Source organism: Amycolatopsis ponsaeliensis (assembly GCF_030182635.1).
GTDB lineage: Bacteria > Actinomycetota > Actinomycetes > Mycobacteriales > Pseudonocardiaceae > Amycolatopsis > Amycolatopsis ponsaeliensis.
In genome coordinates this window covers 308,173-329,209 of sequence record NZ_JAPZLD010000002.1, presented here as the reverse complement: position 1 = coordinate 329,209, position 21,037 = coordinate 308,173, and the positions used below count along the sequence as shown (strand labels likewise).

Below are 21,037 nucleotides of genomic sequence, written 5' to 3'. Positions count from 1 at the left end.
GATCGTGCTTATGCTGACGGCCCTCGTCCTCTCGCGAAAGGGTCCCCGCCATGGAACAGCCCGAGAGCCACCCCGAGAACCACGCAGTCGCTTCGCCGTCCGCCGACGGCGTCAACCGGCGGAGCCTGCTCGCCGGAGTCGGCGGTCTCCTCGCCGCCGGGGGAGTCGCCACGGCGCTCGCCCCGCCGGCCGCCGCGGACGCCGCCGTCCAGCCGGAGCGCAACCCGCGGGTCGAAGACCTCCTCCGGCGGATGACCCTCGCCGAAAAACTGGGCCAGCTGCAGCTGGTCGGCACCGAAGACCTCGCGCGGACGTCGCTGGCGACCGGGCAGCTCGGCGGGGTGTTCTCCGTGGTGGGGGCCGCGAAGCTGAACGCCCTGCAGAAAATCGCCGTCGAGCAGACGCGGTTGCGGATCCCGCTGATCTTCGGCCTCGACGTGATCCACGGCTACACCACGAACTTCCCGATCCCGCTGGCCCAGGGGTCGAGCTTCGACCCGGGCGTGCCGGCCGCCGACGCGACGGTTTCGGCGAAGGAAGCCCGGCGCAGCGGTATCCACTGGACCTACGCGCCGATGATGGACGTCACCCACGAGCCGCGCTGGGGGCGCATCGCCGAGGGCTCGGGTGAAGATCCTTACCTGGCGTCGCAAATGGCCGTGGCCAAGGTCCGCGGCTACCAGGGCGGCGACTACTCGTCCCCGGACCGGCTCGCCGCGTGCGCCAAGCACTTCGTCGCCTACGGCGGCGCGGAAGGGGGCCGCGACTACAACACCGTCGACGTCTCGCTGCAGCGCCTGCACAACCTGTACCTGCCGCCGTTCAAGGCCGCCGTCGAGGCCGGCGTGGCGACCGTGATGGCCAGCTTCAACACCATCAGCGGCGTCCCCGCGCACGGCAACGGCTACGTCGTGCACGACGTCCTCAAGGGCGCCTACGGCTTCCGCGGGTTCGTCGTCAGCGACTACACCGGCATCGAAGAGCTGATCAACCACGGGCTCGCCGGCGACGGCGCGGACGCGGCGGCCGCCGCGCTGCCGGCCGGGGTGGACATGGAGATGGTCAGCACCAACTACGTCAAGTTCGGGGAGCAACTGCTCGCCCAGCGCCGGATCACCCGCGACCAGATCGACGACGCCGTCCGCCGCATCCTGCTGGTCAAGGTCAAGCTGGGCCTGTTCGAACGCCCGTACGTCGACGAGGCCGGCGAGGTGAAGGCGCCGTCCCCGGCCGCGCTCGCCGCGTCGCGGCAGGCCGCCGGGCGGTGCATGGTGCTGCTCAAGAACGACGGGCCGGTGCTGCCGCTGGCCAAGTCGGTCGGCAAGGTGGCCGTCGTCGGCCCGCTCGGCACGGCGACCTACGACCTCAACGGCACCTGGTCGGGCCTGGGCACCGGCGCGGGCACGACCCCGCCGGTAACGGTGGTCGACGGCATCAAGGCCGCGGCGCCCGGGGCCGCGGTGACCTACACCGCGGGCTGCACGGTCGACGGGACCGACACCAGCGGGTTCGCCGCCGCGCAGCAGGCCGCCCGCGCGGCCGACGTCACGGTCGTCGTGGTCGGCGAAACCGCCGCGATGAGCGGCGAAGCGGCCGCCCGCAGCAATATCGACCTCCCCGGCGTGCAGCAGCAGCTCGTCGCCGCGATCAAGGAGACCGGCAAGCCGTTCGTGGTGGTGCTGGTCAACGGCCGGCCGCTGACGATCCCGTACCTGCACGACAACGCGCCCGCGATCCTCGAGGCGTGGGCACCGGGAGTGCAGGGCGGGCACGCGGTCGCGGACGTCCTGTTCGGCACGGTCAACCCGGGCGGCAAGCTGCCGGTGAGCTTCCCGCGCGCGGTCGGCCAGGTCCCGATCTACTACAACCACGAGAACACCGGCCGGCCCGCCGATCCGAACAACAAGTACACGTCGAAGTACCTCGACCTGGAGACCGGGCCGCTGTATGAGTTCGGCTTCGGCCTGTCGTACACGACGTTCCGGGTCGACAGCCTGCGGCTTTCGGACACCCGGATGTCGATGCGCGGCGGCCGGATCCAGGTGAGCGCCCGGGTCACGAACACGGGCGGCCGCGCGGGCGACGAGGTCGTCCAGCTGTACCTGCGTGACCCGGTCGCGACGATCGTGCAGCCCGTCCGGCGGCTGCGCGGGTTCCAGCGGGTGACCCTGGACGCGGGTGCTTCGAAGACGGTGTCGTTCACCCTGACCCCGGACGACGTCGGCTTCTACGACAACGCCGCCAAGTTCCGCGTCGAGCCGGGCAAGATCGAGGTCTACGTGGGCACCAGCTCGGCGGCCACGCTGACCGCGAGCTTCACCGTCGGCTGAGCGCCGTTCCCGCGCGTTTCACCGTCTCGGTGATCGGTGCCGTCTCCACGGAGGTGAGGCCGGGCAGCCCCGCGACCGGGCCCGTCAGGTACCGGTGCAGGGCCGCGTTGTTCGGGCAGTTGACCGCGGCGTAGAGGTTCGCCGGGCCGGTGGTCGAGGCCGCGAACGACACCTCTGGGTGCGCGGCCAGCGCCCGGCCGGCCTCGTCCTGCGCGGCGGGGCCGACGCCGAGCCAGAGCATCGCGAGCTTGGTGCGGCCGAGGACGCGCGGGTCGTGGTCGAGGTCGAAGTAGAGCACGCCGTGGCGGCGCAGCTCCGTCAGCCGCCGCTGGGCCGTCGACACCGAGCACCCGGCCGCCCGGGCCAGCTCCGGGTAGCCGGCCCGCCCGTCCCGGGCGAGCACCGCTGCCAAGGCGTGGTCCGTCGCGGTGAGCGTCGCGGTGCCGGTGGCCGCGTGCGGACCGGGCCGCAGGGCCGCGACCTGGTCGTCGTCCAGCGGCCCGGTCTTGGTCACGATGCTGAGCTCGCCGCCGTAGTAGGTGTGGAGGAGGCAGTGCGCGCTGATCTCCTGCACCCGCGGCGTGTTCGGCAGTGCCTGGAGCAGCGTCGGCCCGGTGACGGCGCCGCTGCGGGCGACGCACATGATTTCCGTGCCGCCCGAAGCGATGTGCACCCAGGAGGTCTCGCTGTGGCGGGCCAGCGCCCGCGCGATCGTCCCGGTGCGGTCCGGGGCGCACCGGATCCGCAGGAGCCACTCCTCCTCGCCGACGGCCTCGGGCCGGAGCTGCCCGGTCACCCGCAGGCCGGCCGCCACGCGCAGCCGGCCGTAGCGGCGGTGGACGGTCTGGGCGGAGACACCCAGGACGTCGGCGACGCGCTGGACCGGGGCCCGGCCGTCGACCTGCAGTGCGTGGAGGATCTTCCGGTCCAGGGCATCGAACTCGGCAGAATCGGTCATGAAGTCCTCCTGTCCGGAGGATCTTCCCATCTCGGCGCGGTAGGTGGAGCCGTGGTGCGGCCGGGCCCGAGAGTGGGGGCCATGACGCAATCGCTGATCATCCGAGGTGCGCGGGTCCTCACGATGGACCCCGGCCTCGGCGACCTGGACCGCGCGGACATCCTCGTCACGGACGGCCGGATCGCGGAAGTCGGGAGGGACCTGACGGCCGCCGAGGCGGAGATCGACGCTTCGGGGTGCATCGCGATCCCGGGCTTCGTCGACACGCACCGGCACATGTGGCAGGCCGGCCTGCGCGGCAGCGCGCCGCACCACACGCTGGCCGAGTACTTCACGACCGTCCTCGAACGCGTCGGCCCGCTGCTGACGCCCGAGGACCTCTACCTCGGGAACCTGCTTTCCGCTTACGCGGCGCTGGACGCGGGCATCACGACGGTGCAGGACGTCTCCAACATCCAGGACAGCCCGGCCGCGTCCGACGCGCTCGTCCAGGCGCTGAAGGACAGCGGCATCCGCGCGGTCTTCGCCTACGGCAACAGCTTTCCCCGTGCCAAAAGCCACGGCGCCGCCCTCGACGCCGACGTGCGCCGGGTCCGCGAAGAGCTGCTGCCCGGCGACGACGGTCCGGTCACCCTCGCGCTCGTCACCGAGCCAGGCGACGAAGACGCCGAGCGCCACAACGCCCGGCTCGCGGACGAGCTGTGCGTCCGGACGGCCCGCCACGTCGTCCAGCGCCACCACGGCGAAGGGCCCGTCTCCCGGCTGCGTGCCCTCGGCGTCCTGAGGCCCGGCACCGTGTTCATCCACGGCACCGGCCTGGACGGGGACGAACTGGGCTTGATCGCCGACAGTGGCGGGTCGCTTTCGGTCGCCCCGGCGGTCGAGCTGGTGATGGGGCACGGGCACCCGCCGTTCGCCGCCGCCGCCCGGGCCGGGGTGCCGGTGAGCCTCAGCACGGACGTCGAGGTCACCGTGGCGGCGGACATGTTCACGCAGCTGCGTGCCGCGTACCAGGTGTCCCGCTACGACGGGCTGTCCGGGGCGACCGTGCACGCGATGCTGGCCCACGCCACTCGCGACGGAGCGCGGGCGCTGGGTCTGGAGACCGGTGTCCTCGCCCCGGGCCGCCCGGCGGACCTCGTGCTGCTGCGCGCCGACCGCGTCGGGGTCGCGCCGGTGTACGACCCGTACAGCACGGTGACCCAGCAGATGGATCGTGCGCACGTCGACACCGTGCTCGTCGCGGGCCGGGTGGTGAAGCGCCACGGGCGGCTGCTCGCCGACGTCGACGCTCACCTGGTGGCCGCGGATCGCCTGCGGGACCGGCTGCTCAGCCGGGGTTGACGCCGAGGACGCAGGCCACCGGCGGATCGAGGTCGAGGGTCTCCACCCGCAAGCCGGTGAACCCCGCCTTCGTGAGCAGGTCCCGGAGTTCGCCCGCTGCCCTGGTCGTGGTGTCCCGGTTCGCGCCGGGGCACCGCGGCTGGGACGCGAGCGCGATGCGGCCGCCCGGGCGCAGCAGGCTCCGGAGCTCGCGCAGCCGCTGTGGGGGATCGGGCCAGAAGCCCGACGAGTTCACGGCGAGGACGGCGTCGAGCGGTTCGCCGAACGACGGCAGCCGGTCCACCGAGGCGTGGATCAGCTCGATCCGGTCCGCCGCGGCCCGGGTGCGCCGGCTCGCGCGCTCGACCATGACCGCGGAGTGGTCGACGCCGTAGACGCGGCCGTGGGTGGCGCGGGCGGCCAGCTCGCCGATCGCGACCCCGGGGCCGAAGCCGACTTCGAGCACCCGCTCGGCCGGCCGGATGTCCAGGAGGGACACCACCCAGACGTTGCGCTGCCGGTTGGAGCCCCGGTGCGCCATCACCCACCCGGCCACGCGCCCGCCGAGGCCGTGCGGGTGGTGGAACTGCCCGATCATGCGCTGCTTGAGCGCGGTCATCGCCATGCCGCGAGTCAACGGCTTCAAGTACGCTCGAAGTCAAATGTCCGAGGACCTGCTGACGATCGGCGAGCTGGCCCACCGCACCGGTGTGGCCACTTCCGCGCTGCGGTACTGGGAGGAGCTGGGCCTGCTCCCGGCGCCCGAGCGGGTCGCGGGCCAGCGGCGTTACCCGCCTTCGGCCGTCGAGCTGGTCGGCGAGATCCTGATCTTCCGGGACGTCGGGTTCACCCTGCGCGAACTGAAGACCCTCATGGACCTGCGCACGTCGGCGGCGCCGGGCTGGCGCGAGCTGCACGAACGCAAGCTCGCGGAACTCGACCGCCGGATCGCCCGGGCCCAGGCCGCGCGCACGGCGATCGCGCACGGCCTGGCGTGTGAGCGTGAGGACGTCCACGACTGCCCGAACTTCCGCCGCGGAGTCGCGGCGCGCCTGGCGGGGGCCTCCTTGGAAGAGGCCCACTCGCACTGACGCTCAGCGGACCGTGGCCGGGGTGCCGGTGCCCAGGGCGCGGGCGAACGTCTCCGGGATCCGGACGTCGTCCCGGCTCAGGTCGTGGACGCTGCGGTGGCCGAGGGCCAGCAGCGTCGAGTCGATGCCGTTGCGCAGGACGTCGAGGACGTTCTCGACGCCTGCCTGGCCGTTGGCGGCGAGGCCCCAGAGGTACGCGCGTCCGATGAGGACGGCCCGGGCGCCGAGGGCGAGCGCCTTGACGACGTCGCTGCCGCGCCGGATGCCGCCGTCGAGCAGGACTTCCACCTGGTCGCCGACGGCGTCGGCGATCGCCGGGAGCGCCCGGATCGTGGCCGGCGTCCCGTCGAGGTTGTTGCCGCCGTGGTTCGACACGGAGATCGCGCTGACGCCCGCGTCGACCGCGCGCCGGGCCTCGTCGACGCGGATGACGCCCTTGAGCAGGAACGGCCCGTCCCACTGCGAGCGCAGCCAGGCCACGTCGTCCCACGACGGCGGGGGCGTCTGCATCCACTGACCGTACGCGCCGAAGAACGTCGGGACCGGCGAGCCGGGTTCGGCCATGTTCGGCACGCTGAGGTCGGGCAGGCGGCGGGTGCGCGCGTAGTCCAGCAGCCACCGCGGGCGGGCCAGGCCTTCGGGCGCGAAGCGCAACAGCTCGCGGAAAGTGAGTTTCTCGGGGATGTGCGGGCTGCCCCAGTCGCGACTGTGGGAGAAGGACCAGTCGAGCGTGAGGATGATCCCGGCGGCGCCGGCTCGCCGGGCGCGGTCGAGCCGGCCGAGGATGTCGTCGCGGCTGCCGGTCCAGTAGACCTGGAAGAACGTGTCCGGGTTGGCGGCGACGACCTCTTCGATCGGCTTGCTGGCGAAGGAACTCAGGCCGATCGCGGTGCCGCGCGCGGCGGCGGCGCGGGCGACGGCGACCTCGCCGTCCGGGTGCACCGCCTGAACGCCGGTGGGGGAGATGACCACCGGCAGCGCGATTTCCCGGCCGAGCACGGAGGTGGCGAGCGCGCGTTCGCCGGACTGCCCGGCGGTGCGCGGCGCGAACGTCAGCTCGTCGAACGCGTCGAGGTTGTCCTTGAGCGTCAAGCCTTTCTCGGACCCGGCGATCAGGGCCGAGTAGACGGACGCGGGCAGGCGCTTCTTCGCGCGCCGCTGGGCTTCGGCGATGGATTCGAACCAGGTGTCGCTCATCGTTTTTCCTTACGGTCGACGCGCAGCGGGCGCCAGGCGATTTCGGGCAGCGCCGGAGCGGGGGTCCGGTGGGTCAGGCACCCGGCCCAGACGCCGGCGCCGTAGGCGATGTCGTCGGCGAGAGCACCGGCGGTGTAGCGGACGGGGTCCAGGTCGGGCCGGTCGGCGAGCCACCGGGTCAGCGGCGGGCCGAGCAGCAGCGACGCGACGGCGGCGCGCCGTCCCCACCCGCGTCCGGCGAGGAGCGCGGCGAGGACCGGCGCGGCGAACTGCGTCCCGTAGCGGCCGGTGCCGAGCCAGGTCTGGTGGACGGCGGTCCCCATCGCGCGGACCACACCCTCGGTGGGAATGTCGTGGGATCGCAACGTCTTCAGCATGCTCAGGACGGCGCCGCCGAAGCCGGCGGACGCGAGCAGCGGCCGCCGCGCGAGCAGCGCGGCGACGGTCAGGGCCGGCCACGGGTGCAGCACGAGCGGCGCGAGGTTCCCGGGGTGGCGTTTCGCGAGCGGGGCGGCGGAGGTGCCGTACCGCGCGCGGCGGCCGAGGAGCTCGCGCCAGGTCGCGGGTTCCTGGTGGCCGACGTGGACATCGGGGGCGTACCGGACGCGGCGGCCGGCGGCGTGCAGCCGCCAGACGAGATCGACGTCCTCACCGACTCGCAGGCCGGGATCGAACCCGCCGATCTCCGTCAAGGCCGACCTTCGCGCGACCAGGGCGGCGGTCGGGACGTACGACATCCGGGTGCGGGGAGCGACGAGCGCGGGCCGGTCCCCGAGGTCGAGACTGCCGGTCGCTCGGGTGTACCGCCCGGCGGCGGTGTCGGAGGCGAGGGCGCGGACGCGGGGCGCGATGGCGCCGAGCAGGGGGTCGGCGAAGTGGGCGGCGAGGTGGTCGGCCCAGCTTCCGGTGGCGACGCAGTCACTGTCCACAAAGGCCACGAGTTCGGTGGAGACGTGGTCGAGAGCGGTGTTCCGCGCGGCCCCGGGCCCGCGGTTGACATCGTGGCGCACGAGTTTCGCCCCGTGCGCGGCAGCGACGGCGGCGATGGCGGCGGGGTCTTCCGACCCGTCGTCGACTACGAGCACGGGGTGGGTGCCCTCGAGCGAGGCCAGGCAGCGGGCGAGCGGGTCGGGCCGGTCGAGAACCGGGATGACGACGGTGAGGTCGGCGGGCGCGGCCGGTTCGGGCGGAACGGGATGGGCGAAGCCGGCGTCGGTGAGCCGGCGGGCGAGAGTGCCGGTGGCTGCGTCGTTGACGGGGCTGTGGGCGAGTTTTCGCCAGGCTCGTTGGCCGGCCGCGGTGAGGCGGAGGACGCGGGCCGGTGAGCCGCCGAACCAGAGGTCATCGCGGAGTTGCTTGGTGTCGGGGTCGAGGACGATCCGGAAACCGGCGGGCAGGGGAGTGGGTGCCGGGGTCATGGGGTCGGCCCTCCGACGAGGGAAGCGGCGCCGCTCGGCCGCCGGGTGCCTGGGTCGGGCTCGGCGCAGGATTCGGTTCGGGCGGCGGTGCTGAGCGCCAGGCCGCAGTTCGGGGGCCAGGGGCCTGGATCGGCTGCGGTGGCGCTGTTCGGCAGGTTGCTGTGCAGCGGGCGGGTGCTTGGGTCGTGCCTGGTCCGGAGGTTGCCGGGAGCGGCGGCGTTGGGCGGCAGGCCGCCGCCCGGGGACCGGGTGCCTGGATCGGGTGCGGTTGGGACAGTGGCTGTGTTGGGTGGCCGGCCGGCGCTCGGGGGCCGGGTGCCCGGGCGGGGCCCGGCTGTGGCGGCGCCGTTCGGCAGGCCGCCGTGCAGAGGGCGGGTACTTGGGTCGTGCCTGCTCCAGAAATTGCCGGGCCCAGCGGCGCCAGCCGGCAAGTCACGCACGGGAGTCACAGGGCCAGCCCTCCGTCCACCGGCACCACCGCGCCGGTCGTCGCTCCGCTGCCGGGCTCCGCCAGGAACGCCAACACCCGCGCGATCTCGGCCGGCTCCAGCAACCTCCCCACCGGTTGCTGCGCGGCGAAATCCTCTGCCCCAGACAACCCGTACAACCGCGCGCTCTCGGCGAGGATCGGAGTGTCGGTCGAGCCCGGGCTGACCGCGTTGGCCGTCACACCCGTCCCGCCCAGCTCCGCGCCCAGCGCGCGGACCAGGCCCGCCACCCCCGCCTTCGCCGCGCAGTACGCCGCGAGCATCGGCAACCCCCGCGTCGCCGCGGCTGAGGCGACCGCCAGGAACCGGCCCGTCCTCGGCTCCGGGCGCCGCAGCAACGCCGGGATCGCCGCCCTGGCCAGGTTGATCACCCCGCGCAAGTCCACGTCGAGCACCGCGTCCTCCTGGTCCGGCGGGACCGCCCACAACGGCACGCCCCCGGCGATCACCCCCGCGGCCGCGACCGCCACGTCGAGGCCGCCCCACCGCCGCTCGGCCTCCGCCACCGCGGCCGCCAGCGCCGCCGGATCGCGGACGTCGGCGACGAACGGCTCCGCGCCCGTCCGCGAGGCGACCGCCGCCAGCTCCGCCTTGCTCCCCAGCGCATACGGCAGCGCGGGGTCGTCCTCGGCGACGTCGACCGCGAGCACGGCGTAACCCTGCCCGGCCAGGTGCCGCACGGTCGCCGCCCCGATCCCGCGCGCCGCGCCGGTGACGAGCGCGGTCCTCATCGCCAACCGTCCACATGGGATACCAGCTGAGCGGTCAGCTCGTCCAGCAACGCATTCCCCTCCATTGAAGTCGCAGCGGTCGGGTCGCCGAGCACGCCGGTGCGGCTCACCGCGCGCACTCCGCCCTCCCGCAACAGCGGCAACACCTCGCCGAGCGGACGCCGATCGCCCGCCGCCGCCTGGTCCATCCGCACGACGGAGGGCCGCAAAGCCAGCTGCAGTGCGGTTTCCGGGCGCCCCGCGTGCGGATCGCCGTCCCAGCGAGGCTGGAACACCGACACGTCGCGCGACTCCGCCCGCAGCCGCGCGACGGCCCGGGCGACCGGCGCCGCGTTGCCACCGTGCGCGGAGACGAACAGCAGCCGCGCGAACGTCTCCGCCGCGGACCGGCCCAGCTCCAGCAGGAGCAGCTCGGTCGCGGCCTGGCCGATCGAGAGCGTCCCGGCGAACCCGGCGTGCTCGCCGCTGGACCCGAAGGCCACGGCGGGCGCCACCAGGACGTCCGGGCGCTTGTCCGAGAGCCGGTCGCACAGCGCGAGCGCGATGTCGGTGTCGGTCGACAGCGGCAGGTGCGGGCCGTGCTGCTCGGTCGCGCCGACCGGCACGGCGAGGATCGCGCCGGCCGCCGCGCGCTCGGCGACATCCGGCCAGGACAGGTCCGCGAGCCGCACGGTCAGCGCCTGAACCCGGCGAGGGGGTTCTCGTCGCAGGCCCGGTCCGGCGGACGGCGCATCCCGATGGTGACCGGGACCGGCCGCCGCCGGTGGGAGTGGTCGAGCGACGGCTTCGGGACGCTCGTGACGCCCGCGAGAGCCAGTTCGCCGTGGCCGCGCACGCATTCCGGGTCCGGGCCGTCGAGCGGCAACCCGGTGAAGAACTTCGCGGCCATGCATCCGCCGCGGCACGCGTCGAACGCCGAGCACGACTCGCACGCGCCACCACTCTGCGGCGAACGCAGCGAGGTGAACAGCTCGGACTCCCGCCAGACACTGGTGAACCCGCCCCGAGAACGGACATTGCCGGCGAGGAAGGTCTCGTGGATGGCGAACGGGCACGCGTAGACGTCGCCGACCGGGTCGACCAGGCACACGACGCGCCCGGCGCCGCACAGGTTCAACCCCGGCAGGTCGCCCTCGCCGTAGCCCGCGAGGTGGAAGAACGAGTCCCCGGTCAGCACGTTCTCGCCGCGGGCGACCAGCCAGTCGTACAGCTCGCGCTGCTGGGCGGCGGTCGGGTGCAGCTCGTCCCAGGTGTCGGCGCCGCGGCCGGACGGGCGCAGCCGCGTGATCCGCAGCTGGGCGCCGTAGCGGTCGGCGATGGCCTTGAAGTCGTCGAGCTGGCTCACGTTGTGGCGGGTCATCACCACGGAGATCTTGAAGTTCTCGAAGCCGGCGTCGGCGAGGTTGCGCATCGCGCGGATCGCGGTGTCGTACGAGCCGGGGCCGCGGACGTGGTCGTTGACCTCGGCGGTGGCGCCGTCGAGGGAGATCTGGACGTCGACGTAGTCGCTGGCGGCCAGGCGGCGCGCCACCTCGGGCGTGATCTTGACGCCGTTGGTGGAGAACTTGACCCCGACGTGGTGCTCGGTCGCGTAGTCGACGAGCTCCCAGAAGTCCGGGCGGACGGTGGGTTCGCCGCCGCCGATGTTGACGTAGAAGACCTGCATGCGTTCGAACTCGTCGATCAGCGCCTTGCATTCCGCTGTGGACAGTTCGCGCGGGTCACGCCGTCCCGAGGAGGAAAGGCAGTGCACGCAGGAAAGGTTGCAGGCGTAGGTCAGTTCCCAGGTGAGGCAGATGGGGGCGTCGAGCCCGTACTGGAATTCGTCCACAAGGGACATCAGAGACTCCTCGGCTGGATCATGCGCGACGCGGCGAGGGCGGCCAGTGCCGCGCGGTACCTCGGCAGCTCCCCGGCTCCGACGCCCGCTTCGGCGCAGGCCGTCCGCGCGTCGGGCTGCTCGGCGAGCCCGCGGACGACGGTCAGGAGCGTCGGGCTCTTCAGGAAGGAGAGCCGGCGGGTCCCGAAGTGGTACAGCAGGGCGCCGAACCGCTCGGGCCGGATCGAGACCCGGTCGTCGAGGCGCCACGCGCCGTCCAGGTCGAAGCCCGCCGGCGAGTCCTCAGTAGACACCGCACATGCCGTCGATCGAGACCTCTTCGACCAGCAGTTCCTCGGTGAGGACCTCGTCGGTCTCGGCGGGTTCGGCGGTGGTCGCGTTCTCGGTCATCCTGGCTCCTTCGGCAGTGATGATTTTCGGCACTCAGTGACGAATAGAGGGGAGAGTAGTGTCACCCCGTGTCAATAATCAAGGCTCTCGAGGGAACGGCACCCGGATGACCGATGACGTGCTCGCCCGGCCCGCGACCCGCCGGGGCCGCCCGCCGGGCACCAGCGCCCGGGAGCTCGAGGTCGCGGCGCTGCGGCTGTTCAGCGAACAGGGCTTCCACGAAACGACGGTCGACCAGATCGCCGCGGCGGCCGGCGTCAGCAGGCGGACGTTCTTCCGCTACTACGACGCCAAGGCCGACGTCCTCTGGAACGAGTTCGACACCGAGGTCGAGACGATCCGGTCCCTGCTCGCCGGGTCGCCCGCGGACCTGCCGGTGTTCGACGCCGTCCGCCGTGCGGTGCTCGAGGCCAACCACTACCGCGCGGACGACGTGCCGGAGCTGCGCCGGCGGATGACGCTGCTGAGCACGGTGCCGGACCTGGCCGCCAGCGCCGCGGTCCACTACGACGCGTGGGAGCGCGTGGTGAGCGCGTTCGTCGCCCGCCGGTCCGGGCAGCCGGAGGAGTCGCTCTACCCGCTGGTGGTGGGGCGCGCGGTGCTGGCGGCCTGCCGCGCGGCTTACGACCGGTGGTCCGCGCGGGCGGACGCCGACTTGACGGTGTACCTGGACGCGGCGCTGCGGGCGCTCGCGGCCGGGCTCACCGACGACGTGCTGGGGACGGAGCCCGACCCGGTGGCCGACTGAGGGTGGTCACCAGTCGCTCGCGGCGAGGACCTCGGGGAAGCCTTCGGTGAGCATCCGGCGGCGGACGCGGTGCAGCAGCCGGGCCATGAAGAACCCGCCCGGGCCGCGGAATCCCGTGTGGCGGTAGGTGAGGCGGGTGCCGGTCGCCGTCTCGGCGAGGTGGTACGTCACGGTGCTGGGCGGGTCGGTTTCCTGGTTGCGCCAGCTGAAGCTCAGGAGTTCGGGGGCGTCGGCCGCGAGGATTTCGCAGCGGACGATGCCGTCCCAGCCCGGGACCGGCCGCCCGACGAACCGGAACCGGGTGCCGACTTCCGGCGTGAAGCCTTCGGGTCTGCCGCCGCGGCCGGTCGACGTCCAGCGCGGGACCAGTGCCGGGTCGGTGAGGGCGCGCCAGACGCGGGGGCGGGGCTGCGGGTACTCGCGGACGATCTCGAACTCGCTCATGGGTCACTCCCGTTCGTTACAGTCACTGTAAACAGTACTCCCACTGTACGATGTAGTGGTGCTGAAACCCGAGACGCTGCGGGAGCGCCGGAAGCGCGAACTGCGGCAGCAGCTGTCCAACACGGCGACCGTGATGTTCCTGGAGCGCGGGTTCGACGCGGTCCGCGTCGCCGACGTCGCGCGCGCGTGCGGGGTCACGGAAAAGACGGTCTTCAACCACTTCGGCAGCAAGGAAGCGCTGCTGGCCGACCGCTGGGACGCCCACGTGGACGAGCTGAGTGCGCGCCTGGCCGACACCGCACCCCTGGAAGCGGCGCTCGGGGTGCTCGATCACGAGCTGGACTTCATGCTGACCTCGGCGCGCCGGCACGGCTGGGCGGAGGTCCGCCGGTTCGGCGAGCTGATCCGCGCGACCCCGGCCCTGGTGGCCCACCACCGCGCGGCCCGCGACCGGCTGACGGAGGCGGCGGTCGAGGCGCTGGCCACCCGAGCCGGGACGACGCCGGACGACCCGGTAGTCCGCATCACGGCGGCGGCGGTCACGGGGTTGTGGAACGTGTACGCGCTCAGCCTCCAGCGTCACCAGTCGAAGGGCGCGGCCCGAGCGGCCCGGGAGGTCCGCGCGGACTTGGCCCGGGCGGCGGAGGCACTGGGGAACGGCCTCTGACCGGCAGCCGAGGACCACGCCGCCAGGGGGGCGTGGCGCCGGACCCCGGCCCCGGAGAGGTGTACCCGTTGCGCTCCGAGGTGGCGAAGCTATACCGTGAGCAAACTAGAACAGGTTATAGTTTGTGGCGGGCTGGGACCGAGGAGCGGACATGGCGAAGAAGGCGCCGCGCGGCGACGAAGCCGACTACGTCGTCGTCGGGTCGGGGAGCTCGGGGGCGGCGATCGCGGGCCGGCTGGCGCAGGCCGGGGCCAGCGTGATCGTCCTCGAGGCCGGGAAGAGCGACGAGCAGCTGCTGATCAAGAAGCCCGGGCTGGTGGGCCCGATGCACGCCGTGCCGCAGCTCAAGAACCTCAACGACTGGGGTTACTACGGCGTACCGCAGAAACACGTTCTCGATCGCCGGATGCCGGTGCCGCGCGGCAAGGTCGTCGGCGGCTCCAGCTCCATCAACGGCATGGTCTACGTCCGCGGCAACCGCGCCAACTTCGACTCCTGGGCCGCCGAGGGCAACACCGGCTGGGACGCCGACAGCGTCAACGCCGCCTACAAGCGCATGGAGGACTTCGAGGACGGCGAGAACGCCTTCCGGGGCGCGGGCGGCCCGATCCGGGTCACCCGCACCAAGATCCCGCAGGAAGGCTCGCTGCAGTTCATCGACGCCACGTCCGACGCGCTCGGCTGCAAGATCCTCGACGACTACAACGCCGAGTCCCAAGAGGGCGTCAGCCGGATGCAGCAGAACGCCGCCGACGGCCTGCGCTACAGCGCCTCGCGCGGCTACATCCACCACCTCGCGCCGCCGACGCTCGAGCTCCAGTCCGGCGTGCTGGCGAAGAAGATCCTCTTCGAGAACGGCCGCGCGGTCGGGGTCGAGGTCGTCGACGGTGGCCGCGAGCGCACCATCCGCGCCGGCAAGGAGGTCATCCTCTCCGCCGGGTTCGTCGGCTCCGCGCAGCTGCTCATGCTGTCCGGGATCGGCCACGCCGAGCACCTCAAGGAACACGGCATCGACGTTCTCGCCGACCTGCCCGTCGGCGACAACATGCACGACCACATGTTCCACGCCCTGACGTTCCACGTGTCCACCAGCAAGAACAAGGGTTCGGCACCGTACTTCGCCCGCGGCCTGGCCCGTGAGCTGCTGAAGCCCGGCACGACGTTCCTCGCCAACTCCGTCTTCGAGGCGGTCGCGTTCCTCCGGACCTCGCAGGCCGACGCCGCTCCCGACCTCCAGCTGCACCTCCTGCCGTGGGCGTACGTCTCGCCCAACCAGGACGCGCCGATCCGCCACGACGTCGACAAGCGCCCGGCGCTCACCGTGCTGTCGACGCTGATCTACCCGAAGAGCCGCGGCACGCTCCGGCTCGCCTCGGCCGATCCCACGGCCGCGCCGCTCATCGACTTCCAGTACCTGTCCGACCCGGCGGACCTCGAAGTGCTCGCCGAGGGCTCGGAGATGGTGCGCGAGATCTTCGCGTCGAAGGCGTTCAAGGGCGCGGTCAAGGAAGAGATCCACCCGGGCACGAACCTGCGCGGCCAGGAGCTGCGCGACGCGATCCTCAACCGCGCGACGTCGGTCTACCACGGCGTCGGCACCTGCCGGATGGGCGTCGACGAGCTCGCCGTCGTCGGTCCCGACCTCAAGGTGCGCGGCGTCGAGGGCCTGCGGGTCTGCGACGCCTCGATCATGCCGTCGATCACCGGCGGCAACACCAACGCGCCCGCCATCATGATCGGCGAACTGGGCGCGCGGCTCGTCCTCGGAAAGTGAGCGGACCATGACCGTGACCCCGCTCGAGCTCACCCGACCGGCGTCGGTGACCGACGCGTTCTTGCAGCGGCTGGTCGCCCGTGTGCCCGGCTCGTCCGGCGAGACCTGGAAGCTCACCGAGGTCTACACCGGCGAAGTGCTCGTCGAGCTGCCGCAGTCGACACCGGCTGACATCGAGCGGGCGTTCGCCGTCGCCCGCGAGGCGCAGCGGACCTGGGCGGCCACGCCGGTCAAGCAGCGGCTGGCGGTGTTCAAGCGGGCGCACGCGCTCTTCGTCGGCCGCGCCCGGGCCGTGACCGACCTCATCCAGGTCGAGAGCGGCAAGAACCGGCGGATGGCGATCGAAGAGACCTGCGATCCCGCCATGGTGATGAGCCACTACCTGCGGCGGGCGGCCAAGCTCCTGGCACCGACCAAGCGCGGCGGGCCGGTGCCGATGCTGACGTCGTCGACCGAGGTCCGGCAGCCCAAGGGGGTCGTCGGCATCATCGCGCCGTGGAACTTCCCGTTCGCCACCGGCATTTCCGACGCGATCCCGGCGCTGATGGCCGGTAACGCCGTCGTCCTGAAACCGGACAACAAGACGGCGCTTTCGCCGCTCTACGGCATCGAAATGCTCGAGGAGGCAGGCCTGCCGAAAGGCCTGTTCCAGGTCGTCTGCGGCGAGGGCCCCGACGTCGGCCCGACGCTCATCGACCAGGCCGATTACGTGATGTTCACCGGCTCCACGGCCACCGGCCGGGTGATCGGCGAGCGGGCCGGGCGCAACCTCATCGGCTGCTGCCTGGAGCTCGGCGGCAAGAACCCGATGATCGTGCTCGACGACGCCGACATCGCCGAAGCCGTCCAGGGCGCGATCTTCGGCGCGTTCGGCAACACCGGCCAGATCTGCATGCACATCGAGCGGATCTACCTGCCGGAGTCGCGTTACGACGAGTTCAAGGACGCGTTCGTGGCGGCCACGACCGCGCTGGACGTCCGCGCGGCCTACGACTTCGGGCCCGACATGGGCTCGCTCGTCTCGCCCGACCACATGCGCCGCGTCAAGGAGCACGTCGACGACGCCGTCGCGAAGGGCGCGACCGTGCTCTGCGGCGGCAAACCGCGTCCCGACCTCGGGCCGGCGTTCTTCGAGCCGACGATCCTCGAAGGCGTCACGAAGGACATGGTCTGCGGCGTCACCGAAACCTTCGGGCCGGTGATCGCGCTGCACAAGTACCGCACGATCGACGAAGCCGTCGAGCTGGCCAACGACACCGACTACGGCCTCAACGCCTCGGTCTGGGGCCGCGACATCGGCGCCGCGCGTGCGGTGGCCGCGCGCCTGGAGTCCGGCAACGTCAACATCAACGACATCCTGGCGACCGCCTTCGCCGCCAAGGGGACGCCGTCCGGAGGCGTGAAGAGCTCCGGGGTCGGCGCCCGCCACGGCGACCAGGGCCTGCTCAAGTACACCGACGGGCAGAACCTGGCCGTGCTGAAGAAGCAGGTCATGGGCCCGCGGCCCGGACAGGGCTACGAGAAGTACGTCGAAAGCATGCTGTCCGGGCTGAAGCTCATGCGGAAGCTGCGGATCCGGTAGCGCTCAGTTGAGCTTCCGGGTGTCGGCGGGCAGGCCGCCGCCCGCGTAGACGTCTTCGGCGAGCTTGGCCAGCGCGGTCAGGGCGACGTTCTGGCTCCACGGGCCGTAGGACACACGCGAGACGCCGAGCTCCTCCGCGCGCTTGAGGGGGATCGAGCCGGGGATGCCGATGAGGTTGACCTTGCGCTCGCCCAGCTCCTCGACCAGCCGCGCGACCTGGGCCTCGTCGAGCTTGCCGGGCACGAAGAAGTTGGACGCGCCCGCGTCGAGGTAGGCGCGGCCGCGGGTGATCGCCTCGGCCAGCGCGGTCTCGGGGTCGGTCTTGAGGAAGGCGTCGGTGCGGGCGTTGAGCACGAAGTCGACGCCGGCCTTCTGCGCGGCCTCGACGGCGGCTTCGACCGCCTTCACGGCGTCACCCAGGGGCTTCATCTGGTCTTCGAGGTTCGCGCCGACGGCCCCGGCCTCGATCGCCCGGGCGATGGTGCCGCCGGGGTCGCCGTAGCCGGCTTCGAGGTCGGCGGTGACGGGCAGGTCGCCCGCGGTCCGCACGATCAGCGCGACCTCGGCGATCATCTCGTCGCGCGGGATCTTCTCGCCGTCCGGGTAGCCGCGCGAGGCGGCGATGCCGTGGCTCGGGGTGGCGAGGGCCTGCGTGCCGGGCGTCTCGGCGACGACCTTGGCGGTGATGGCGTCCCAGACGTTGACGACGAGCAGCAGCTCGGGCGCGGCGTGCAGCTCCTGGAGCCGGGTGGCCTTTTCGGCGGTGGAGGTCATGCCGCCCAATCTAGGGCCGGTGGCCCTCCCGCGCCGCCGCGGACCGGCCCGTCCCGCCACGTGGTGCGGCGGGGACGGACCGGCGCGGGCTCAGCGGCTGCCGCGGAGGGTGGCGCGGCCGGCGTAGCGGGCTTCGGCGCCGAGCTCCTCTTCGATGCGGATGAGCTGGTTGTACTTGGCGGTGCGGTCGGAGCGCGACAGCGAACCCGTCTTGATCTGGCCGCAGCCGGTGGCGACGGCGAGGTCGGCGATCGTCGTGTCCTCGGTTTCGCCGGAACGGTGGGACATCACGACCGAGTAGCCCGCCTTGTGCGCGGTGTCGACCGTGAGCAGCGTTTCGGTGAGCGTGCCGATCTGGTTGACCTTGACCAGGATCGAGTTCGCGATCCCGCGGTCGATGCCGTCCTGCAGCAGCTTGACGTTGGTGCAGAAGACGTCGTCGCCGACGAGCTGCACGCGGTCGCCGATGCCGTCGGTGAGCTGCTTCCAGCCGTCGTAGTCGTCCTGCGCGAGCCCGTCCTCGATGGAGACGATCGGGAACCGCGTGGTCAGCTCGGCGAGGTAGGCGACGTGCTCCTCGACGCTGCGCTTGCGGCCTTCGCCGCGGTAGTCGTAGACGCCGTCGGCGTAGAACTCCGACGCGGCCGGGTCGAGCAGCAGCGCGATGTCCTCGCCGGGGGTGTAGCCGCTTTCCTCGATGGCGCGGACGACGAACTCGAGCGCTTCGTCGGCCGACGCGAGGTTGGGCGCGAAGCCGCCTTCGTCGCCGACGTTGGTGCTGTGCCCGGCTTTCCGCAGCGACGCGCGCAGGGTGTGGAACACCTCCGAGCCCATCCGTACGGCCTCGGCGAAGGTCTCCGCGCCGACCGGGCCGATCATGAACTCCTGGAAGTCGATCGGGTTGTCGGCGTGCGCGCCGCCGTTGACGATGTTCATCATCGGCATCGGCAGCTGGTGAGCGAAGACGCCGCCGACGTAGCGGTACAGCGGCAGCGTGTTCGCCGCGGCGGCGGCCTTCGCGACGGCCAGGGAGATCCCGAGCGTCGCGTTGGCGCCGACCCGGGCCTTGTTCGCCGTCCCGTCCGCGGCGATCAGGGCGGCGTCGACCTCGGCCTGGGCTTCGGCGTTCAGCCCGAGGACCGCCTCGGCGAGTTCGGTGTTGACGGCGGTGACGGCCTTGCGGACGCCCTTGCCGTGGTAGCGCGCCTGGTCGCCGTCGCGGAGCTCGACGGCCTCCCGCGTGCCGGTGGAGGCGCCCGACGGGACGGCGGCCCGGCCCAGCGAGCCGTCCGCCAGCACGACGTCCACCTCGACGGTCGGGTTGCCCCGGCTGTCGAGGACCTCACGGCCGTGAACACGGGCGATTGCCGTCATTTCAGCTCCTTGAAGATCGTTCCCCAGGGGGCGCCGGCGGCGCTGCCGTGCGCGGGTCCGGGACGGAGGCTAGCAGAGAGTGTCTGAATCGATAAGGGCCATTTACGTCGGCCGACCTCGACCGCTGTCGGCCGTCCACAAGGGATGACCGAGGCAGCCGGCCGGCGGGCGTACCCGGACGGTCGGCTCGCGTACCCAGACGGTCGGCTCGCGTACCTGGAGGGTCGGTTCGCGTGAACCGGCACGTGACTCGCGTGATCAGCGGCCGATCTCGCGTGATTGGAGACGTAACTCGCGTGATTGGGCGCGCGTCTCGCGTGATTGGCGGGGCATCAGGAGCCGAGCGTGGGGAGGAAGGCGGGTGCCCGGCGCGCCGGGGCGGCGTGCTCGAACGCCGCGGCGAAGGCGAGGACGCGGGCGTCGGCCCAGCGGCCGGCGAAGAACGACACGCCGATCGGCAGCGGGCCCGCGAACCCGGCCGGGACCGACACGTTCGGGTAGCCCGCGACGGCCGCCGGTGTCGACGAACCGAGCACGAACGCGTCACCGGCGGCGTAGTCCGTCTTCCACGCCGGGCTGTTGGTGGGCGCGACGATGGCGTCCAGGTGCAGCCGCGAGAGCGTCTCGTCGATCGACCGCTGCGCCAGCGACGTGGCCGTCGCCCGCTGCTGCCGGTAGGTCGGGTCGCTCGGGGACGGCGCGACCGCGGCCTGCTCGAACAGCTCCTGGCCGAACTTCGACAGCTCCACGGGATCACGCCGGTCGAACGCGATCAGCTCGTCGAGCGTGGCGGGGTGGCCGGGCCGGTGCGTGAGGTACGCGTTGAGGTCGCGCTTGAACTCGGTGAGCAGCGCCGGGGACTCCGCGGCCCCGATCTGGTCCTGGTACGGCAGGTCGACGTCCACGACCGTGGCCCCGCGGGCGGTCAGCGTCCGGACCGCGTCCCCGACCACCCGGTCGACGTCCGCGTCCAGCCCGGCCAGCCGCCACACGCCGATCCGGGCTCCGCGCAGCGCACCCGGGTGCAGGAGGGCCGCGTAGTCGCGCGGCTGACCGGCGGGGATGGCCGCGGTCGCGGGGTCGGCCGGGTCGCGGCCCTGCAGCACGGACAGCGTGACGGCCGCGTCGACGACGTGGCGTGCCATCGGCCCGGCGGTGTCCTGCTGCGCGGAGATCGGCACGACGCCGGTCCGGCTGACGAGCCCGAGCGTCGGCTTCTCGCCGACGACGTCGTTGGCGCCCGCCGGGCACACGATCGAGCCGTCGGTCTCGGTGCCGATCGCGACCTGGGCGAGCGTGGCCGCGACGGCGGCGCCGGAGCCCGACGACGAGCCGCAGGGGTTGCGGTCGAGCACGTAGGGGTTGTTCGTCTGGCCACCGATCCCGGACCAGCCCGACGTCGCGTGCGTCGACCGGAAGTTGGCCCACTCGGACAGGTTGGTCTTGCCGAGGATGACCGCGCCGCCGCTCTGCAGCCGGTCGACCAGGGCCGCGTCGGCGGCCGGGCGGCTGCGCGGCAGGCCCCGCGAGCCCGCGGTCGCCGGCTGCGCGTGCGTGTCGATGTTGTCCTTGAGCAGCACCGGGATGCCGTCGAGCTGCCCGAGCGTGTGGTGCGCGCGGCGGCGGGCGTCGCTGGCGGCGGCGGCCCGGAGCGCACCGGGGTCGAGCGCGACCACCGAGTGGACCTTGCCGTCGACGGCGTCGATGCGGCGCAGGTAGGCCGTGGTCAGCCGGACGGCGGTGAGTCCGCCGTGGTCCATCCGCTGCTGGAGCTCGGGGATGGTGGCCGCGTCGAGGTCGAACCCCAACCCTGACTCGGTGGCGGCGGAGGCGGGGACCGGAGCCACGAGGGAACCGGCGAGGACGACGAGCACGGCGGCCGAGCGCAGACGATTCACGGCGTCCATC

General features: G+C 72.6%; 20 protein-coding genes. 7 read left to right on the top strand and 13 right to left on the bottom strand.

Annotation, left to right across the window (positions count from 1 at the left end; translation table 11 throughout):
* Positions 1 to 50: 50 nt before the first annotated feature.
* Entirely contained in the window at positions 51 to 2,330 is a 2,280-nt protein-coding gene (locus QQ657_RS04445) for a glycoside hydrolase family 3 N-terminal domain-containing protein (RefSeq protein WP_284740744.1), read from the top strand.
* Here the strand turns inward: QQ657_RS04445 and QQ657_RS04440 are convergent.
* Entirely contained in the window at positions 2,317 to 3,288 is a 972-nt protein-coding gene (locus tag QQ657_RS04440) for an Lrp/AsnC family transcriptional regulator (RefSeq protein WP_284740743.1), read from the bottom strand. The genes QQ657_RS04445 and QQ657_RS04440 overlap by 14 nt on opposite strands.
* A gap of 81 nt (positions 3,289 to 3,369) precedes the next feature.
* Here QQ657_RS04440 and QQ657_RS04435 point away from each other — a divergent pair, with 81 nt between their 5' ends.
* On the top strand, positions 3,370 to 4,632 hold the full coding sequence (locus tag QQ657_RS04435; RefSeq protein ID WP_284740742.1) for an amidohydrolase family protein: 1,263 nt from the start codon (positions 3,370 to 3,372) through the stop codon (positions 4,630 to 4,632).
* Here QQ657_RS04435 and QQ657_RS04430 read toward each other — a convergent pair.
* Positions 4,619 to 5,236, bottom strand: a complete 618-nt coding sequence (locus QQ657_RS04430) for a class I SAM-dependent methyltransferase (protein ID WP_284740741.1) — start codon at positions 5,234 to 5,236, stop codon at positions 4,619 to 4,621. The two genes, QQ657_RS04435 and QQ657_RS04430, sit on opposite strands and share 14 nt — an antisense overlap.
* Positions 5,237 to 5,273: 37 nt before the next feature.
* On the opposite strand from QQ657_RS04430, the gene QQ657_RS04425 reads away from it, so the two are divergent.
* On the top strand, positions 5,274 to 5,702 hold the full coding sequence (locus QQ657_RS04425) for a helix-turn-helix domain-containing protein (protein ID WP_284740740.1): 429 nt from the start codon (positions 5,274 to 5,276) through the stop codon (positions 5,700 to 5,702).
* A gap of 3 nt (positions 5,703 to 5,705) precedes the next feature.
* On the opposite strand, the gene mftD is transcribed toward QQ657_RS04425, so the two are convergent.
* The 7 genes from mftD to mftA all read right to left on the bottom strand — a co-directional run bounded on the left by mftD (position 5,706) and on the right by mftA (position 11,766).
* Entirely contained in the window at positions 5,706 to 6,899 is a 1,194-nt protein-coding gene (mftD, locus tag QQ657_RS04420; RefSeq protein ID WP_284740739.1) for a pre-mycofactocin synthase MftD, read from the bottom strand.
* Complete coding sequence (mftF, locus tag QQ657_RS04415) at positions 6,896 to 8,317, bottom strand: mycofactocin biosynthesis glycosyltransferase MftF (RefSeq protein WP_284740738.1); 1,422 nt, start codon at positions 8,315 to 8,317, stop codon at positions 6,896 to 6,898. Before mftF ends, mftD begins: the two co-directional genes overlap by 4 nt.
* A gap of 445 nt (positions 8,318 to 8,762) precedes the next feature.
* Positions 8,763 to 9,536 (bottom strand): mycofactocin-coupled SDR family oxidoreductase, encoded by a 774-nt coding sequence (locus tag QQ657_RS04410; protein WP_284740737.1) that lies wholly within the window; start codon positions 9,534 to 9,536, stop codon positions 8,763 to 8,765.
* Positions 9,533 to 10,207 carry a mycofactocin biosynthesis peptidyl-dipeptidase MftE gene (gene mftE, locus QQ657_RS04405; RefSeq protein WP_284740736.1) on the bottom strand — a complete coding sequence of 225 codons (675 nt, stop codon included), beginning with the start codon at positions 10,205 to 10,207 and terminating at the stop codon, positions 9,533 to 9,535. Before mftE ends, QQ657_RS04410 begins: the two co-directional genes overlap by 4 nt.
* A 2-nt stretch (positions 10,208 to 10,209) precedes the next feature.
* A complete protein-coding gene (mftC, locus tag QQ657_RS04400) occupies positions 10,210 to 11,376 on the bottom strand; it encodes a mycofactocin radical SAM maturase (RefSeq protein WP_284740735.1) in 1,167 nt (388 codons plus the stop codon).
* Positions 11,376 to 11,669 carry a mycofactocin biosynthesis chaperone MftB gene (mftB, locus tag QQ657_RS04395; RefSeq protein ID WP_284740734.1) on the bottom strand — a complete coding sequence of 98 codons (294 nt, stop codon included), beginning with the start codon at positions 11,667 to 11,669 and terminating at the stop codon, positions 11,376 to 11,378. The genes mftC and mftB overlap by 1 nt, the downstream gene beginning before the upstream one ends.
* A complete protein-coding gene (mftA, locus tag QQ657_RS04390; RefSeq protein WP_284740733.1) occupies positions 11,659 to 11,766 on the bottom strand; it encodes a mycofactocin precursor MftA in 108 nt (35 codons plus the stop codon). The genes mftB and mftA overlap by 11 nt, the downstream gene beginning before the upstream one ends.
* Before the next feature lie 106 nt (positions 11,767 to 11,872).
* Between mftA and mftR the strand changes: the two genes are divergently transcribed.
* Positions 11,873 to 12,514, top strand: a complete 642-nt coding sequence (gene mftR / locus QQ657_RS04385; protein ID WP_284740732.1) for a mycofactocin system transcriptional regulator MftR — start codon at positions 11,873 to 11,875, stop codon at positions 12,512 to 12,514.
* 6 nt (positions 12,515 to 12,520) lie between these two features.
* Here mftR and QQ657_RS04380 read toward each other — a convergent pair whose 3' ends face one another.
* A complete protein-coding gene (locus QQ657_RS04380) occupies positions 12,521 to 12,958 on the bottom strand; it encodes an SRPBCC family protein (RefSeq protein WP_284740731.1) in 438 nt (145 codons plus the stop codon).
* Between the two features lie 58 nt (positions 12,959 to 13,016).
* Here QQ657_RS04380 and QQ657_RS04375 point away from each other — a divergent pair, with 58 nt between their 5' ends.
* From QQ657_RS04375 to QQ657_RS04365, 3 genes are all read left to right on the top strand, one after another.
* A complete protein-coding gene (locus QQ657_RS04375) occupies positions 13,017 to 13,625 on the top strand; it encodes a TetR/AcrR family transcriptional regulator (RefSeq protein WP_284740730.1) in 609 nt (202 codons plus the stop codon).
* A 151-nt stretch (positions 13,626 to 13,776) separates the two neighbouring features.
* Positions 13,777 to 15,399, top strand: coding sequence for a GMC family oxidoreductase (locus QQ657_RS04370; RefSeq protein WP_284740729.1), 1,623 nt, complete (start codon positions 13,777 to 13,779; stop codon positions 15,397 to 15,399).
* Positions 15,400 to 15,406: 7 nt separating this feature from the next.
* The gene (locus QQ657_RS04365; protein ID WP_284740728.1) at positions 15,407 to 16,981 is read left to right on the top strand and encodes a succinic semialdehyde dehydrogenase; all 1,575 of its coding nucleotides are present in this window, start codon (positions 15,407 to 15,409) and stop codon (positions 16,979 to 16,981) included.
* A 3-nt stretch (positions 16,982 to 16,984) separates the two neighbouring features.
* On the opposite strand, the gene QQ657_RS04360 is transcribed toward QQ657_RS04365, so the two are convergent.
* The 3 genes from QQ657_RS04360 to QQ657_RS04350 form a co-directional block, all read right to left on the bottom strand.
* A complete protein-coding gene (locus QQ657_RS04360; protein WP_284740727.1) occupies positions 16,985 to 17,755 on the bottom strand; it encodes an isocitrate lyase/PEP mutase family protein in 771 nt (256 codons plus the stop codon).
* Between the two features lie 90 nt (positions 17,756 to 17,845).
* Positions 17,846 to 19,129 (bottom strand): phosphopyruvate hydratase, encoded by a 1,284-nt coding sequence (eno, locus tag QQ657_RS04355; protein WP_284740726.1) that lies wholly within the window; start codon positions 19,127 to 19,129, stop codon positions 17,846 to 17,848.
* 332 nt (positions 19,130 to 19,461) lie between these two features.
* On the bottom strand, positions 19,462 to 21,036 hold the full coding sequence (locus QQ657_RS04350; RefSeq protein WP_284740725.1) for an amidase: 1,575 nt from the start codon (positions 21,034 to 21,036) through the stop codon (positions 19,462 to 19,464).
* Position 21,037 lies beyond the last annotated feature (1 nt).